Raw genomic sequence first — 15844 nt, 5'->3', positions numbered from 1 at the left:
CCATGAGGCACGGGAAGACCCGGCCGGACCGCGGGTCGCGATCCGGACTGCTGGGCAGACTCGGCATCCGGGGCAAGCTCAACCTGCTCCTGATGCTGCCGCTGACCGCCGTCGTCCTGGTGTCGGTGCCTTACGTCGCCGGGGAGATCGACGACGCCCGGTCCGCCCGCACCACCGCCGACGTCGCGTCGCAGGCCCGCGCGCTCGGCACGCTCGCCTGGGAACTGCAGCGCGAGCGGCTGCTGACGGCGCACTACATCGCGTCCACGTCGGCGAGCAGTTCGGCGATGCTGAAGCAACAGGGCGTGGTCGCGGAAACGGTGAACCAGGTGCGGGCGGGGCTGAGCGCCGACGCGCCGGAAGAACTCGCGGCGGCGCTGGTGCGCATCGGGTCGCTGAACGAGATCCGGGAGAACGCGCTGCGGCGCGGTGCCTCACTCGACAGCGTGGCGCGGACGTACCACGCGGTGATCGACGCGGTCATCAACGCGCTCCGCCTAGTCCCGCAGCAGACCAGTGACGCGGCGGGCACCCAGCAGCTGACGGCGCTCGACGCCCTGCTGCGCGCGAACGAGGAGAACTCGTTGCGCGGGATGGCGTTGATCATCGTGCTGATCACCCCCGAATCGGGCGCGCCGGTGCTGGCCGACGCGAAGCAGCAGTCTTCGCTGTTCCTCGAACGGTTCGTGCAGCAGGCCGACGTCACCCAGGCCACGCAGGTCGTCGCGGTCGAGCAGGGCGACACGGGCCGCCGGGTCGACGCGCTGGAGGCCAGGATCCCCGAAGCTCGCGGTCCGCAGGCCGTGCAGAGCCTGTTGCCGGACATCCTCGGCGCCGTCGACGCCCAGTCGAACCAGCGGCGCCTCGCGCAGGACGCCGTCACCACCGGCATCACCGACGCGGCGACCGCGCGAGCGGACGCGGCGCAGAACCTGGCGTGGACGATCGGTGTCGGCGCCGGGGTGCTGTTCCTGCTGGTCGGTGGCCTCGCGATCGCGGTCAGCCGGTCGATCGCCGATCCGCTGCGGAAGCTGACCACGGCGGCGACGTCGGTCGCGGACCTCGCGAGCACCGAACTCGTCCGCGTCACCGACACCGAGCAGGACGAAGAACTCGCGCCACGGCTGGCCACGATCGACGTGTCCTCGCAGGACGAGCTCGGCAAGCTGGCCGAGGCGTTCAACCGGGTGCAGGCCACCGCGGCCGAACTGGTGGAACGGCAGGCCGTCACGCGGCGCAACGTCGGCCTCATGTTCGCCAACGTCGCGAAGCGCACGCAGAACCTGGTGGGCAGGCAGCTGGCGCTGGTCGACGAGCTGGAGCGCAACGAGCAGGACGTCGCCCTGCTGGCGAGCCTCTACCGGCTCGACCACCTCTCCACCCGCCTGCGCCGGAACGCGGACAACCTGCTCGTCGTCTCGGGAAACCGGGACGAGGCAAGGATCTCCGGGCCGATCGAACTCTCGACCGCGCTGCGTTCGGCGCTCGCGGAGATCGAGGACTACCAGCGGGTGCGGCTCGGCTCGATGGGCGACGTCCTGCTGTCGTCGCCGTTCGGCTCCGATCTGGTGCTGATCTTCGCCGAGCTGCTGGAGAACGCGACGTCGTTCTCCCCGCCGGAGTCCTTTGTGGACGTCGGCACGAAGATCCTGCCCGACGGCTCCTGCCTGATCGTGATCGTGGACCAGGGCATCGGCATGACCGCCGAACGGCTCGCCGAGGAGAACCGGCGGCTGGTCGAACGCGAGCGGCTCGAACTGGCGCCGACCAGTGTGCTCGGGCTGTTCGTGGTCGGACGGCTCGCGCGGCGGCACGGGCTCAAGGTCGAGCTGACCGAGACCGAGCCGGGCGCGGGGATCACCGCGCGGCTCACCGTCCCGCCGAATCTGCTGACCTACCGGCCGCCCGCGCCGAAATCCGCCCCGGCGCCGCCGGTGTGGCCGACGGCGGAACCGGGTGACGAGCCCGAACCGCCGTCGCTGCCCGAGCCGCGGCTGAAGGCGGCTCCGAGCGAACCGCCGACACTGGCGATCGCCGGGATGATCCCGCGCGACGGCAGGCAGCCCAAGGATTTCCGGTGGTTCCGCAAGACCGACGGAGAGATCTTGGAACCACCACCCCTGCCGGTGCCGGTGCCCGAACCCGTGTATCAGGCTCCTGCGCCGACGCTCACCGCCGCCGAACCCGGCGAGACCCGCGGCGGGCTGCGGCGGCGGGTCAAGGGCGCGCAGCTTCCCGGTGCCCCCGAAGCGCCGGCGCGGCAGAAGTCCAGGCATGATCCAGAAGCGGCCAAAGCGGCCTTCGACGGGTTCGAGGCCGGACTCGCGAAGGCCACCGCGTCACCACCACCACCACCGGCCGCCGCCCCGGCGCCGATGCCGACCCCGACACCGGTGCCCGCCGCTTCCCGCGGCGGTCTCACCAGGCGGGTCCCCGGCGCGCAACTGGCGCCGGGACTGGCGAAAGGTCCGGCCGCGCGGCACCAGACCGCGCGGGCGGCACTGAACACCACCAAGCCCAAGGGCATGCGTGACCCCGAGGCCGAGCGTGCCGCGTTCGACGCCTTCAGTGACGGGTTGGAGAAAGCCGTCAACCCGGAGATGCAACAGAGAGAGAAGAGCAAGAGATGACGACCGGAGTCAGCGTCGAAGCCCGGAACTTCAACTGGTTGGTGACGCGCTTCGCACAGAACACGGCGAGCGCGATGGGTGCGATCGCCGTCTCGGCCGACGGCCTGCTGATCGCGATGTCGTCCGAGCTGGAACGGGCCAACGCCGACCGGCTGGCCGCGATCTGCTCGGCGATGCTCGGCCTCGCGCACGGAGTCTCCGAGAGCCACCCGCTCGGTTCGCCCGACAAGATCATCATCGAGCTGGAGCAGGGCTACCTGCTGGTCTGCACGATCAGCATCGGCTGTTCGCTCGGCGTGCTCGCCACCAAACAGGCCAGTCTCGGCACGATCGCCTACGAGATGGCGATGTTCGCCAACCGGGCCACCGAGGTGCTCACCCCCGCGCTGATCGAGGAACTCAAGAAGAGCGTCGGCAGCTGAACTGACGAGGGGACAAGGGAATGAGCGACGATCAGGTACCCCAGCCGCGAGGCGCCGGACAGGGCATCTCGCCGCTACGCCCGTATCTGCTCACCGCCGGCCGCGCGCAGCCGGTGGACGGCACGCTCGAAATCGAGGCTCAGGTGCTCACGAGCAGGCTGGGCGCGGCGTCGCACGCGAGGCTGACCTTCGAACGGCGGGAGATCGTTTCCCTTTGCCGGGAAACGAAATCCGTCGCCGAAGTGGCGGCGATGCTCGGCCTGCACATCGGCGTGGCCAGGGTGCTCGTGGCGGATCTCGCCGCGCTCGGCTACGTCGTGCTCCGTCGCCCGGCGGGAGCCTTCACCCAGGACCTCGGCATGATCGAAAGGGTCATTCGTGGACTCGAAGCAATTCGCTGAACCGGCGTCGGCCAAACCGCCGACACCGGTCAAGATCGTCATCGCCGGCGGGTTCGGGGTCGGCAAGACGACCACCGTCGGCGCGATCTCCGAGATCAAACCGCTGACCACCGAGGCGGCCATGACCTCGGCGGGCGCGGCCGTCGACGGCTCCGGCGGGGAGGTGCCGTCGAAGACCACCACCACGGTGGCGCTGGACTTCGGCTGCATCACCATCGACGAAGAGGTGAAGCTGTACCTCTTCGGCACGCCGGGGCAGGACCGGTTCGGGTTCATGTGGCACGACCTCGTGCTGGGCGCGCTCGGCGCGCTCGTCATCGTCGACACCCGGCGGCTCGACGACTGCTACCCGGCCGTCGACTACTTCGAGAAGGCCGGATTGCCGTTCGTGGTCGGGGTGAACGTCTTCGACGGCTCGCTCAAACACGATCTCGAAGACGTGCGCTGGGCGCTCGCGGTGAGCGAGGACGTCCCGCTGATCACCTTTGACGCGCGGCAACGCCTCTCCGTGCGGGACGCCCTGCTCGCCGTGCTGCACAACACCTTCCGGCGGGCCTCCGCCGCCTCCTGACGCATTTCGTCCTCTGAATGCGGTACTTGCGCGTGCAAGGACCGCATTCAGAGGACGAAATGCGGGGCGTCAGCCGGGCCGGGTGATCGCGGCCAGCATCAGGGCCCGGAGTTCGGCGGCGACGTCGGCGACCGGCAGCGGCGGGGTGTGCGCCTGCCACTCGCGCAGCAGGCCGGTCGCCGCGCCGACGAGCGCGATCGCCGTCAGGTGGTAGTCGCGATCGGGCGCCACCCCGTGCGCGGCGGCGTGCCGGGCCTCGGCTTCGATGAACGCGGCCCACCGGTCGACCCATTCCTGGTGCTGCGCCTCCAAGGCTGCGCTGACACCGACCGCCTCGACGTAGTTCAGCCGCGGCATCCGGGGATCCGAGGTGACCGTGCTGACGAAGACGTCCAGCAGCGTCCCGATCCGGGTGACCGCGTCGGCGTCGTCCAGCCGTTCGAGGGTGCCGGTGACGTGTTCCAGCGCGAGGGCGTTGATGCGCTCGTGCAGGGTGAGCAGCACCTTCTCCTTGCTCTCGAACTCCTCGTAGAAGTTCCGCGTGGAGACGCCGGCGCGGGTGCACAACTCGGTGATCTTCGCGTGCTGGTAGCCCGTCGAGGTGAACAGGTCCAGGGCCGCCAGGAGCAGGCGTTCACGCCGTTCGGCGCGCCGTTGCTCGGGCGCGACCCCGCCGTAGGTGCGGGCCACTCGACCTCCCCCGATTCGGTAACAGGGATTGCCAGATGCTAGCAACAGCGCCTACATTGCGAAAATCTCGATTACCAAACTGGAGGCAACGGTGCTTCGGACAGTTCTGGTCTCGGCCCTCGCAGCCACCCTGATCGGCGCGCCCGCCGCGCAAGCCGCGCCGAGCGCGCCCGGGGACCTGGTCGACTACAAACCGGTCGTCGCCACCGCCCCGGCGAAGGCCTGGAAACTCCACTACCGCTCCACCTCGGCGACGGGACAGCCGAACACGGTGTCGGGCATCCTGCTGGTCCCGCACACGCCATGGACGAAGGGAGCGCGGCCGCTGGTCAGCTACGCCGTCGGTACTCACGGCCTCGGCGACCGCTGCGCGCCGTCGACCCGGCTGACGAACGGGTCTGAGAACGAAGTCCTTCTGATGAGCCAAGCGCTTTCGCGCGGCTGGGCGGTCGTCGTGACCGACTACGAAGGCCTCGGCACCCCGGGCACGCACACCTACGCCGTCGGCCAGTCCGAGGGCCGGGCCGTCCTCGACGCCGCCCGTGCCGCTTCCCGTGTCCCCGAAGCCGGCCTGTCCAAGACCGGTCCGGTCGGCGTTTTCGGTTACTCACAAGGAGGCCAGGCCGCGGCGTTCGCCGGCGAACTGCAACCGTCCTACGCACCCGACGTCAACCTGGTCGGGGTCGCGGAAGGCGGCGTGCCGGCGGATCTGAACGCCGTCCTGAAGTTCAACGACGGCGGTCCCGCCTTCGGTCTGGTGCTCGGTGCCGCCGTCGGCTACGCGACCGCGTATCCGGAACTGCCGTTCACCGAGGTGCTCAACGCGAAGGGCGAGCGGGCCGTCGCGAAGGTCAAGGAAGCGTGCACCGTCGAACTCGGCGCGGCTGCGCCTTTCGCGCGGCTGAACGACTTCACGACCGTGCCGAACGTTTCGTCGGACCCGCGCTGGCAGGCCCGGCTCGGCGAGAACCTCGCGGGCAAGACCAAACCGGGCGCGCCGGTCTTCCTGTACCACGCGTCGCTGGACGAACTGATCCCGCTTTCGGTCGGCAAGGGCCTGCTCGACCGCTACCGCGCCCTCGGCGCCGACGTCACCTGGCAGGAATTCCCGCTGCTGGAACACATCGGCGGGGTGTCGGCGGGCGGGCCGGTCGCGATGACCTGGCTGGGCACGAAGTTCTGACGGGAGTCGGGGATGATGCGAAAGCCACTTTCGCAACCTTGAAGGTTGTGAAAGTGGCTTTCGCAATGCTTCCCGCCGCCCTACGAACCCCACCAGCGGACGACACGCGTGATCAGAGAGACGCCGCGTCCGAGACCGGGTCTTACCGAGTGTCGTCCGTTTGATCACGTGTGTCGTCCGTCTGATCACGTGTGTCGTCCAGCCGGCGACTTAGGACTCGTCGAACACCCGTAGCGCGGTCACCGCATCCGGTGCCAAGGAAGTCGTGAGCGTCCCACCGGCGGCCAAAGGCGTACGCGACCACCACTCACCGGAAGCCTCGGGCACCACGGGACCACCGACGACCAGATCGGTCGCCAGCACCCGTCGCCCGGCCAGATGCGCGAGACTGGCGTCCAAAGTGGAGTCACCGATCTCCAGCGTCTGCCGCAGCACCGGCACGGAACCCCGGGTCACCTGCTGCGTCGTCACCAGAGAACCAGGCCGTTCACCCGCCCGCCCGAGCACCAGCACCTCTCGCGTGTGCAGGAAGGCGCCGGGCGCCAACGAGGCCCGGAACACGGCGGCGTGCCGGGCGCGGGCGGTCACCACGGTCGGCTCCGGCAGGTACTCCAAAGACCCACCGTCGTCCACGACGATGTCCACAAGGGACGAACTTCCTTCACCGTGCAAGCCGGGCAGCGCGATCGTCGCCGCCACCCCGGAAAGCCGCAGCGAAGCACCGGCACCGACGCGGATGGTCAGCTTCAGCTCGTCGCCGCCCAGCGGCGACGTCGCCGAATTGACCAGATGCACCACCGCCGTCGCACCGGTGCCCCGCTTGGGAAGGAGCGTGAGCGGCGCCATCGAGCGCAGCTCACGCAGTACGGTCCGGCCGCCCTCGAAGCAGGCGGTCAGCCGCGCGTGCGCCTTCACCCCGCGCGGACCGGGAGCAGCGAGCGGACCCAGTCCGCCACCGCCGGCGCGTTCGGAGTGTCCACAAGGGACTGGGTGATCACCGGCAGCTCACCCCGCATCCGGTGCGCGTCCGAGGTCATCACGTCCATGTCCGCCCCGACCAGATGCGCGATGTCGATCTTGTTGATCACCAGCAGATCCGCCGTCGTCACGCCCGGCCCGCCCTTGCGCGGCACCTTGTCGCCACCGGCGACGTCGACCACGAACACCTGGCTGTCGGCGAGTCCCCGGCTGAACACGGCGGTGAGGTTGTCCCCGCCGCTCTCGATGATCACCAGGTCCAGCCCGGGGAACCGCTCCTCCAGCCGCTCGACCGCGTCGAGATTCGCGGTGATGTCGTCACGGATCGCGGTGTGCGGGCACGCGCCGGTCTGCACGGCCTCGATCCGCTCCGGGTCGAGCACCCCGGCCTTGCGCAGGAAGTCGGCGTCTTCGGTGGTGTAGATGTCGTTGGTGACGACGGCGAGGTTCACCTCGTCGCCGAGCGCCCGGCACAGCGCCGCGGTGAGCGCGGTCTTCCCGCTTCCCACCGGCCCGCCGATCCCGATCCGGTACGCGCGCCCGGCGGTCGGCGCCTGCTCGTAGTGGTCGGGTTCCGCGGCGGTCGGGTCGAAGTTGACCGGGTGCACATGTCCGTGACCGTGACCATGCTCAGCTGGCAAAGAGACGCACCTCTTCCTTGTGATGCCGGGCGTGTGCCTCGGCGAACAGATCGAGCGCCGGTGAACCCGGCGCCGGGAGATCGGCGGGATCGTCGCCCGCGACCTCGGCGGCCCGCCGGGAAACCTCCCGGACCTCCTCCGCGAGGCGGGCCACGACGGCGTTGACGGCGAACGGGTCGAGGCCGAGCAGCCGTACGGCCGCGCTCGCCGGACCGCTGATCGCGAGGTAGGCCACCGCCATCGCGGCGTCGAAGGGCACCCCGATCAGCGCGCCGACGATCACCGGATGATGCGGTCGCGGGGTTTCCTTCAGCAGCTGGGAAAGCACCGGCGACGGCCAGGCCGCCTTTCCCGCCCTGGCCGTCCCCCGCCCCTGGGCCCGGGACGCCTCCCGCTGCGCGAGCGAAGGCGTCCTGGCGTCCAGTTCCAGGTCGAGCCTGCACCAGTGTCCACTTCGGACATTACGCGCGGCCGCGTGCGCCGACGCGGCGGCGAACACCGCGGCCAGCGCACCCGCCGTGCGCAAGCGCCCGGCGAGAAAGCCCGGAAGGTCACGTTCGTGCGTGATCAGCTTCCGGGTGACGGCTTCTTCGAGCCCGCCGGAGTGGACGTGCCCGCCCCCAGGGAACCGGGAGTCGGCCAAGATGATCGCTGAAAGATCCATCAGAACAAGAAGTACCGCTGCGTCATGGGCAGTTCGGTCACCGGCCGCGGCTCGATCAGCTCGCCGTCGACGTGCACGGCGAAACTGTCCGGCTCCACCCGGATGTCCGGCGTCGCGTCGTTGAGCACCATGTCGGCCTTGCCCCGGGACCGGGTGTTCGAGACCGGCACGAGCTTCCGCGCGATGCCGAACCGCTCCGCCACGCCGCTTTCCAGCGCTTCCGGGGCCACGAAATGGAAGCTGCTCGCGGCGGCGACCACCGGCGCGGCGCCGAACATCGGCCGGGCGAGCACCGGCTGCGGTGTCGGGATGGACGCGTTCGCGTCACCCATCGCCGCCCACGCCGGGAATCCGCCCTTGAGCACCACATGCGGCCGCACGCCGAAGAACTTCGGCTCCCAGAGCACGAGATCGGCGAGTTTCCCGATCTCCACCGAGCCGATCTCGCGCTCCATGCCGTGCGCGATCGCGGGGTTGATCGTGTATTTGGCGACATAGCGACGGGCCCGCAGGTTGTCGGCCGCGCCGTCGCCGGCAAGCGCGCCACGCCGCCGTTTCATGACGTGCGCGGTCTGCCAGGTCCGGATGATCACTTCGCCGATGCGGCCCATCGCCTGCGAATCCGAGCTCATCATCGAAATCGCGCCGAGGTCGTGCAGGACGTCCTCGGCGGCGATGGTCGTCGGCCGGATCCGGCTTTCGGCGAACGCCAGGTCCTCGGGCACGGACGGGTTCAGGTGATGGCAGACGACGAGCATGTCGAGGTGTTCGTCGAGGGTGTTCGCGGTGTGCGGGCGCGTCGGGTTCGTCGACGACGGCAGGATGTTGGGCAGCCCGGCGACCTGGATGATGTCCGGCGCGTGCCCGCCGCCCGCGCCTTCGGTGTGGTACGCGTTGATCGACCGGCCGCCGATGGCGTCCACAGTGGACTCCAGGAAGCCCGCTTCGTTCAGCGTGTCGGTGTGGATCGCCACCTGGACACCGGATTCGCCCGCCACGGTCAGGCAGGCGTCGATCGCGGCCGGGGTGCTGCCCCAGTCCTCGTGCAGTTTGAACCCGCCCGCTCCGGCGGCGAGCTGTTCGCGCAGCGCCTCGTGCCGGACGGTGTTCCCCTTGCCCAGCAACAGGACGTTGACCGGCTGGCCGTCCATCGCCTGCAGCATCCGGCCGAGGTTCCACGCGCCCGGTGTGACGGTGGTGGCCTTGCTGCCCTCGACCGGCCCGGTCCCGCCGCCGACGAGCGTGGTGAGCCCGGACGCCAGCGCGGTTTCGGTCAGCTGCGGGCAGATGAAGTGGACGTGGCAGTCGATGCCGCCCGCGGTGAGGATCTTCCCGTTGCCGGACAGCACCTCCGTGGACGGTCCGACGACCAGCGCCGGGTCGACCCCGTCCATCGTGTCCGGGTTGCCCGCCTTGCCGATGCCGACGATCCGGCCGTCGCGGACACCGACGTCGGCCTTGACGATCCCCCAGTGGTCGAGGATCACCGCGCCGGTGATGATCAGGTCGGGCGCGCCTTCGGCCCGGGTCGCCATCCCCTGGCCCATGGATTCGCGGATCACCTTGCCGCCGCCGAACAGCACCTCGTCGCCGCTGCCCACCGGCCCCATGCTGCGGTCTTCGGTGACCTCGATGAGCAGATCGGTGTCGGCGAGGCGGATCCGGTCGCCGGTGGTCGGGCCGAACAGTTCGGCGTACCGCTCGCGATCGATCGACGGCATCAGGACTCCTTCCGCAGTCCGGGCACCGAGCGATTCCCGGCCAGCGGGACGAGGTCGACTTCGCGTTCGACCCCCGGTTCGAAACGGACGGAAGTTCCCGCGGGCACGTCGAGCCGATGTCCCCGGGCGGCTTCGCGGTCGAATTCGAGTCCTGGATTGACCGCCGCGAAATGGTAGTGCGAACCGACCTGGACGGGCCGGTCGCCGAGGTTCCGCACCAGCAGCCGGACGCGCGGCCTGCCCGGGTTCAGCTCGACCGGCGCGTCGCCGGTGATGATCTCTCCTGGTCGCACTCGCGGCCCTTTCTAGACGATCGGGTCGTGCACGGTGACGAGCTTCGTGCCGTCCGGGAAAGTGGCTTCGACCTGCACGGAATCGACCATCTCCGGCACTCCGTCCAGCACCTGCGCCCGGCCGAGCACCGTCCGCCCGCTCGCGACGAGTTCGCTCACCGTCCGGCCGTCGCGAGCGCCTTCGAGGACGTGGTCGGTGATCAGGGCGACCGCCTCGGGGTAGTTCAGCAGGACCCCGCGCTCCAGGCGTTTGCGAGCTACGTCCGCCGCGACGTGGATGAGCAGTTTGTCCCGCTCCTGGGGGCTCAGGTGCATGGGAAAGGTCTATCACCGGAAACGGCCCGCCGCCGGTTCTCGAAACACAGGATTTACGTCGGCGCCCGGTACACGCAAAGTGAACGTCGCCGTAACTCTTCGCGTACGAACGTACTTTTCACTGAATCGTTCTCGTAATCGTGACCGAAAGCACCACATCTTTCGATTGCCCCGGGCCGCGACGTGGAGCAAAGTTTGTCCATCCGTGCGATGAGGCGCGCCTTCGCTGCGTGTATCCCGTCCACGCATGAACACAAAGCCGGGGAATGCGCATCGAAAGGTTTCACCACAGTGAGTACCTCCACGATCAGCACCAATCAGCCGTCCGAGCAGGTCGACGACGGTTTCCGACCGGGTCTCGAAGGCGTGGTCGCCTTCAAGACCGAAATCGCCGAGCCCGACCGTGACGGCGGCGCGCTGCGTTATCGCGGTGTCGACATCGAGGATCTCGCCGGCAAGGTGACCTTCGGTGACGTCTGGGGTCTTCTCGTCGACAGCCGCTTCGGCCATGGGCTACCGCCCGCCGAGCCGTTCCCGCTGCCGGTGCACACCGGCGACGTCCGGGTCGACGTCCAGGCCGCGCTGGCCATGCTCGCCCCCATCTGGGGCTACCGGCCACTGCTGGACATCACCGACGACGAGGCACGCGACCAGCTGGCCCGCGCCTCGGTGATGGCGCTTTCGTACGTCGCCCAGTCCGCTCGCGGCATCGGGCAGCCCGCCGTCCCGCAGACCCGGGTCGACGAGGCGAAGTCGATCACCGAGCGCTTCATGGTCCGCTGGCGCGGCGAGCCCGACCCGGCCCACGTCAAGGCCATCGACGCCTACTGGGTCTCGGCCGCCGAACACGGTCTCAACGCCTCGACCTTCACCGCCCGGGTGATCGCCTCGACCGGCGCCGACGTCGCCGCGGCGCTGTCCGGCGCGATCGGCGCGATGTCCGGCCCGCTGCACGGCGGCGCGCCGGCGCGGGTGCTGCCGATGATCGAAGAGGTCGAGAAGACCGGTGACGCGGTCGGCCTGGTGAAGGGCATCCTGGACCGCAAGGAACGGATGATGGGCTTCGGGCACCGCGTGTACCGCGCGGAGGACCCGCGGGCGCGTGTGCTGCGCCGGACCTGCCAGGAGCTCGGCGCGTCGCGCTACGAGGCGGCCGCGGAGCTGGAGCAGGTGGCGCTGAAGGAGCTGCGCGAGCGGCGCCCGGACCACCCGATCGAGACCAACGTCGAGTTCTGGGCGGCCGTGATCCTGGACTTCGCCCAGGTGCCGCCGCACATGATGCCCGCGATGTTCAGCTCGGCACGCACCGCGGGCTGGGCCGCGCACATCCTGGAGCAGAAGAAGACCGGCCGCCTCGTGCGCCCGTCGGCCAAGTACGTCGGGCCGGAGCCGCGGAAGCCGGAAGACGTCGAAGGCTGGGACCTGGTGGTCAAGCAGTCCTGACGCGCGCTATGAACGGTCCGTTCCTTGCAAAATTTGCAAGGAACGGACCGTTCATAGCATCTGCGGGACCGAAGAATCGTGCGCCGCGGTCGCCGAGAGCATGGCGGTCAGCTGATCGACCAGCCACCCGTCCAGCGCCTCGCGCGGCACGGAACGCTCCTGCAGCCAGCTCAGCAGGGCGCCCTCCACCACCGCGGTCCAGCACCGCAAGGTCAGCAGGAGCATAGGCGAGGGCTCCGACACTCCCAGCGCGCCGAGGATGAGCTCGACGGCGCGGTTGCGGACCTCGTCGATCGCCGCGTCCGTCTCCGAAGTCGCGATCACCGAACCGCTGCGCAACAGCGCGACATACCCCGCCCGGTAGTGGTCGGCGACGTCGATCAGCCCGCGTACGGCGGCCCGCAGCCGGGTTTCGGGCGGGCCTTCCTCAAGCCCGGCGAGGCCGTCGATGAGCCCTTCGGTGACCGTTCTCAGCGCCTCGACCTGCAGTTCCCGCAGGCTCGAGAAGTACCGGTAGAACAGCGGCCGGGAGACCTCGGCGCGCGCGATGATGTCGTCGACCGTGACGAGTTCGGGCGCGCGCGAACCGAACAGGTCCAGCGCGGCGCGGATGAGGTCCTCTCGGCGCGCTTCCGGCGACATCCGGCGCGGACGTCCGGTCACGGGGTGACGTCCAGTTTCGCCGCGGCCCGCAGCAGTCCGGGGGTGAGCCGGGAGAGGACGAGCGCGGCCTTGGCCTCCGGCGTCGACGGCTGGATCGCCTTGTCCTTCTCGACGGCGCGCAGGATGTCGCGCGCGACCTTCTCCGGGCCGAAGCCGCGCTTCGCGTACAGCTTGCTGCTCGACTTCTGGCGCCGCTTCTGCTCGATGTCGTCGACCCCGACGAAACGGGTGGTGCTGGTGATGTTCGTGTTCACGATGCCGGGACAGATCGCGGTGACGCCGATGTTCTCGGCCGCGAGTTCCGCCCGCAGGCAGATGCTCAAGGTCAGCACGGCGGATTTCGTGGTGGCGTAGGCGGAAAGGATCTTCGACGGCAGGTACGCGGCGGCCGAGGCGACGTTGACGATCTGGCCGCCTTCCGCCCGTTCCCGCATCTGCTCGGCGAAGACGCGGCAGCCGTGGATGACGCCCCACAGGTTCACGTCGATGAGGCGTTCCCAGTCTTTGACCGTCGTGTCGAGGAACGGGCCGGAAAGGCCGATCCCCGCGTTGTTGACGACGATGTCCGGGACGCCGAACTCCTCCTTGACCCGCTGAGCGAACTTCTCGACCGCTTCGGCGTCGGACGAGTCCACTGTGTATTCGCCGACGGTCACACCCTTGTCCCGCAGCAGTTTCGCGGTGTCGGCGGCGGCGGAACCATTGATGTCGGTGATGACGACGTCCGCGCCCCTCTCCGCGAACGCGAGCGCCGTCGCACGGCCGATCCCGCTGCCGGCGCCGGTGATCACGACGAGCTTGTGCGCGAAGCCTTTCGTCCTGGCCTGTTTGAGCGCACGGCTCTCCTCGCCGCCTTCGACGTGGTCGATCAGCTCGGCGGTGGCGTCGGCGATCACCTGCGGCTTCTCGCGGACCACCCAGTGCGTGCCGACGATCCGGCGGATCCGGAGGTCCGGCGCCCAGCGTTCGATCTCGGTCTGCAGCGGCGTGGTGACGAACTTGTCCCCGGTGGGCGCGAGCACCTGCACCGGGATCTCGGCGGGCCGCGGCCTCGGCCGGGAAAGGCGCGTGAACATGTTGGCGCGGTACAGGTTGAGGCCGTACAGGCCGTCCGAAGTGGACGGCGCGGCGGCCGCCGGATCCATCCGGCCGATCAGCGCGCCCATCGCACCGGTGCGCCAGAGCACCTGCGGGATCAGGGGGATCTGGAAGCCGAGGATGTAGGTCGAATGCGCCCACTGGACGAGCGCGTTCTTCAGCCGTTTCGGGCTCGGGCGCACCTGCGCGCGGAACCACGCGCCCGCTTGGTCGAGGCTCGGCCCGGAGATCGACGTGAACGACGCGAGCCGTCCTCGGAGCCTGTCACCGGTGACCGAATGCCAGGTCTGGATGGAGCCCCAGTCGTGCGCGAGCAGGTGGACCTTGCCCTCGGGCTGGACCTCGTCGACGATCGCGGCGAGGTCTTCGGACAGCTGGTCCAGTTTGTAGGACGCTCGTCCCAATGGCTTGTCCGAGCGGCCCGCGCCGCGGACGTCGTAGACGACCACCCGGTAGCGGCGTTCCAGCAAGGCGGCGACGCCGTCCCACATGGAGCCGTTGTCCGGATAGCCGTGGACGAGCACCACCGTGGGCGCGTCGTCGATGCCGGTCACCCGGACCGAAAGGCGGACACCGTCGCTGGCCGTCACCCACTTGTGAGACATAGTGTCATGTTAGACAACTTGTCAATAAGGCCGCTTTTTGAAGAGCGCACGGCCGAAGGTCCACACGGTGTCGATCACGAGGACGAAGGTCCAGATACGCCCGAGGTTCAACAGCCAGTGACCACTGGAGTTCCAGTACCAGTCGACCGGGCGGGGGCCGCCGAACAAGGCTTCGACGGGCCAGCTGTAACCGGCGACAGCCAGCGCCACCTGCGCGACGATGTAGACCCCAGCGTGGATCGCCCAGTTCCGGAGCGGGTTCGCGCGCTTGTTCGCCTCCTCCGTCACCGATTCGGCCGCTTGTGGACCGTCCTCGATCGTGCGGGGTGCCCGCTTTTCCTTTTGTGACACCGTTTTTCGTGGTTCCACGGGAAACTCCGCAACTCCGACACGCCGTACGGCGCCACGAACCACGAAAGATCCGAAGAGCAGGAGCCCCGCCGCGCCGAAGCAGGCGACCCGCCATCCGGCGTCCGAGCCGTAGAGCTGTCCCGCGAGAAAGGTTCCCGCCGTCGCTCCGAGTAGCGTCGCGCTCTCGTAGATCCCCATCGCCCGGCCGAGGCTCAGCCCGGCCGCCTCGGCGACCACCGCCTGCTCGACCGGGATGGCCGCCGCGAACGCCGCCGCGGACAGAACCCACATGACCGCGAGCACCGGCGGGCTCGGCGCGAAGGACAGCCCGGCGGCGAAGATCGCGCTCGCCACCATCGCCAGCGCGAGCATCCGCGTCCGGCCGACCTTGCGGACGAAACCGTGCAGGTAGTCCGGCAGCAGGCTGTAGACAATGAAGCCGGGAATGAAGACCGCCGCGATCTCGCCGAGTTGGAGCTGATGCCCGCGTTGCAGGTGCATCAGGAGCAACAGGGCGACGCCGGCCTCGGCCATCGCGGTCAACGCGACGAGCGCGAGCATCGGGCGCATCCTCTTGCCCAGTTGCAGCAGCCGGGGCGCGTCCTCCTCGCGTACCTGCGCGGACTTCGTGCCCAGCAGGACCACCGCGGCCACCGCGCAGGCCGCCGCGCCGAGCCAGAACACGCCCCGGTAGTCGATCCAGGCGATCGCGGTCAGCGCGACCACGAAGGCGATCCACGTGCCGCCGCCCTCGGCCGCGAACAGCTTGCTGAACGCGCCGTCGTCCGTCGCGAGCCCCTCCCCGACCCGTGCCCGCAACGCGACCCAGAACAACGCACCACCCGCACCGCCGAGAACCGCGGCCAGATAGGCGACGCCGATTCCCGGCGCCACCGCGTAGACCACAAAGGACAGTCCATAGAGGACAGCGCCGACGGCCGCGATCCGACCCCGGTCGAACCGGTCCGCGAGCGAGCCCGCGATCGGCCGGACCACAAACGACACCAACGTCTCCAACGCGGTCAGCGCACCGACCTCGGCGGCCGACGCGCCGAGCTGGCTCCCCACCCACAGCGGCAGGAGGAAATCGAGCACCTCCGCCGGGCCTTTGGTCAGCGCGGCGGCGAGCTGGTTCTCTTCCGCGCGTTTCTTCTGTGCTACCTCGTCCACCCCAG

The 15844-nt window shown here is 69.5% G+C and carries 16 protein-coding genes; 6 read left to right on the top strand and 10 right to left on the bottom strand.

The window, feature by feature from the left end; genetic code table 11:
* Positions 1-2: 2 nt before the first annotated feature.
* Genes DMC61_RS31705 through DMC61_RS31690 form a run of 4 tightly spaced genes read left to right on the top strand, consistent with a single transcriptional unit; the run spans position 3 to position 4024 of the window.
* Positions 3-2630, top strand: coding sequence for a nitrate- and nitrite sensing domain-containing protein (locus DMC61_RS31705; RefSeq protein ID WP_125694279.1), 2628 nt, complete (start codon positions 3-5; stop codon positions 2628-2630).
* Positions 2627-3052 (top strand): roadblock/LC7 domain-containing protein, encoded by a 426-nt coding sequence (locus DMC61_RS31700; RefSeq protein ID WP_005156032.1) that lies wholly within the window; start codon positions 2627-2629, stop codon positions 3050-3052. Before DMC61_RS31705 ends, DMC61_RS31700 begins: the two co-directional genes overlap by 4 nt.
* Before the next feature lie 20 nt (positions 3053-3072).
* Complete coding sequence (locus tag DMC61_RS31695) at positions 3073-3453, top strand: DUF742 domain-containing protein (protein ID WP_016337497.1); 381 nt, start codon at positions 3073-3075, stop codon at positions 3451-3453.
* Complete coding sequence (locus tag DMC61_RS31690; protein ID WP_038507950.1) at positions 3431-4024, top strand: ATP/GTP-binding protein; 594 nt, start codon at positions 3431-3433, stop codon at positions 4022-4024. Before DMC61_RS31695 ends, DMC61_RS31690 begins: the two co-directional genes overlap by 23 nt.
* Positions 4025-4093: 69 nt before the next feature.
* Here DMC61_RS31690 and DMC61_RS31685 read toward each other — a convergent pair whose 3' ends face one another.
* Positions 4094-4714: a TetR/AcrR family transcriptional regulator gene (locus DMC61_RS31685; RefSeq protein WP_125693817.1), complete on the bottom strand. Its 621-nt coding sequence runs from the start codon at positions 4712-4714 to the stop codon at positions 4094-4096.
* Positions 4715-4805: 91 nt separating this feature from the next.
* Here DMC61_RS31685 and DMC61_RS31680 point away from each other — a divergent pair, with 91 nt between their 5' ends.
* On the top strand, positions 4806-5897 hold the full coding sequence (locus DMC61_RS31680; protein ID WP_125693815.1) for a lipase family protein: 1092 nt from the start codon (positions 4806-4808) through the stop codon (positions 5895-5897).
* Between the two features lie 210 nt (positions 5898-6107).
* Here DMC61_RS31680 and DMC61_RS31675 read toward each other — a convergent pair whose 3' ends face one another.
* From DMC61_RS31675 to DMC61_RS31650, 6 genes are read right to left on the bottom strand one after another with little or no spacing between them, the layout of a single operon-like run.
* A complete protein-coding gene (locus DMC61_RS31675) occupies positions 6108-6812 on the bottom strand; it encodes an urease accessory protein UreD (protein WP_125693813.1) in 705 nt (234 codons plus the stop codon).
* The gene (ureG, locus tag DMC61_RS31670; RefSeq protein ID WP_037348019.1) at positions 6809-7516 is read right to left on the bottom strand and encodes an urease accessory protein UreG; all 708 of its coding nucleotides are present in this window, start codon (positions 7514-7516) and stop codon (positions 6809-6811) included. Before ureG ends, DMC61_RS31675 begins: the two co-directional genes overlap by 4 nt.
* On the bottom strand, positions 7506-8180 hold the full coding sequence (locus DMC61_RS31665) for an urease accessory protein UreF (protein ID WP_125693811.1): 675 nt from the start codon (positions 8178-8180) through the stop codon (positions 7506-7508). Before DMC61_RS31665 ends, ureG begins: the two co-directional genes overlap by 11 nt.
* Entirely contained in the window at positions 8180-9901 is a 1722-nt protein-coding gene (locus DMC61_RS31660) for an urease subunit alpha (protein ID WP_125693809.1), read from the bottom strand. The genes DMC61_RS31665 and DMC61_RS31660 overlap by 1 nt, the downstream gene beginning before the upstream one ends.
* The gene (locus tag DMC61_RS31655) at positions 9901-10194 is read right to left on the bottom strand and encodes an urease subunit beta (RefSeq protein WP_125693807.1); all 294 of its coding nucleotides are present in this window, start codon (positions 10192-10194) and stop codon (positions 9901-9903) included. Before DMC61_RS31655 ends, DMC61_RS31660 begins: the two co-directional genes overlap by 1 nt.
* A gap of 12 nt (positions 10195-10206) precedes the next feature.
* Entirely contained in the window at positions 10207-10509 is a 303-nt protein-coding gene (locus DMC61_RS31650) for an urease subunit gamma (RefSeq protein WP_063274249.1), read from the bottom strand.
* Between the two features lie 291 nt (positions 10510-10800).
* Between DMC61_RS31650 and DMC61_RS31645 the strand changes: the two genes are divergently transcribed.
* Positions 10801-11952, top strand: coding sequence for a citrate synthase 2 (locus tag DMC61_RS31645; RefSeq protein WP_016337507.1), 1152 nt, complete (start codon positions 10801-10803; stop codon positions 11950-11952).
* 51 nt (positions 11953-12003) lie between these two features.
* Here DMC61_RS31645 and DMC61_RS31640 read toward each other — a convergent pair whose 3' ends face one another.
* The 3 genes from DMC61_RS31640 to DMC61_RS31630 are packed head-to-tail and all read right to left on the bottom strand — an operon-like array spanning position 12004 to position 15839.
* Entirely contained in the window at positions 12004-12594 is a 591-nt protein-coding gene (locus DMC61_RS31640; protein WP_125694277.1) for a TetR/AcrR family transcriptional regulator, read from the bottom strand.
* A 17-nt stretch (positions 12595-12611) separates the two neighbouring features.
* Positions 12612-14303: an SDR family oxidoreductase gene (locus DMC61_RS31635; RefSeq protein ID WP_125694275.1), complete on the bottom strand. Its 1692-nt coding sequence runs from the start codon at positions 14301-14303 to the stop codon at positions 12612-12614.
* Positions 14304-14339: 36 nt separating this feature from the next.
* Entirely contained in the window at positions 14340-15839 is a 1500-nt protein-coding gene (locus tag DMC61_RS31630) for an MFS transporter (protein ID WP_125693805.1), read from the bottom strand.
* Positions 15840-15844: the final 5 nt, after the last annotated feature.

Source organism: Amycolatopsis sp. WAC 04169, from assembly GCF_003947535.1.
GTDB classification, from domain to species: domain Bacteria; phylum Actinomycetota; class Actinomycetes; order Mycobacteriales; family Pseudonocardiaceae; genus Amycolatopsis; species Amycolatopsis keratiniphila.
The sequence above is the reverse complement of the archived record's forward strand: the minus strand, read 5'-3'. Positions and strand labels throughout refer to the sequence as shown.

Excerpts from the sequence above, each read along its gene's own strand:
- DMC61_RS31705 (WP_125694279.1), top strand. The coding sequence starts at position 3 with ATGAGGCACGGGAAGACCCGGCCGGACCGCGGGTCGCGATCCGGACTG.
- DMC61_RS31700 (WP_005156032.1), top strand. The coding sequence starts at position 2,627 with ATGACGACCGGAGTCAGCGTCGAAGCCCGGAACTTCAACTGGTTGGTG.
- DMC61_RS31695 (WP_016337497.1), top strand. The coding sequence starts at position 3,073 with ATGAGCGACGATCAGGTACCCCAGCCGCGAGGCGCCGGACAGGGCATC.
- DMC61_RS31665 (WP_125693811.1), bottom strand. The coding sequence starts at position 8,180 with ATGGATCTTTCAGCGATCATCTTGGCCGACTCCCGGTTCCCTGGGGGC.
- DMC61_RS31660 (WP_125693809.1), bottom strand. The coding sequence starts at position 9,901 with ATGCCGTCGATCGATCGCGAGCGGTACGCCGAACTGTTCGGCCCGACC.
- DMC61_RS31650 (WP_063274249.1), bottom strand. The coding sequence starts at position 10,509 with ATGCACCTGAGCCCCCAGGAGCGGGACAAACTGCTCATCCACGTCGCG.
- DMC61_RS31640 (WP_125694277.1), bottom strand. The coding sequence starts at position 12,594 with ATGTCGCCGGAAGCGCGCCGAGAGGACCTCATCCGCGCCGCGCTGGAC.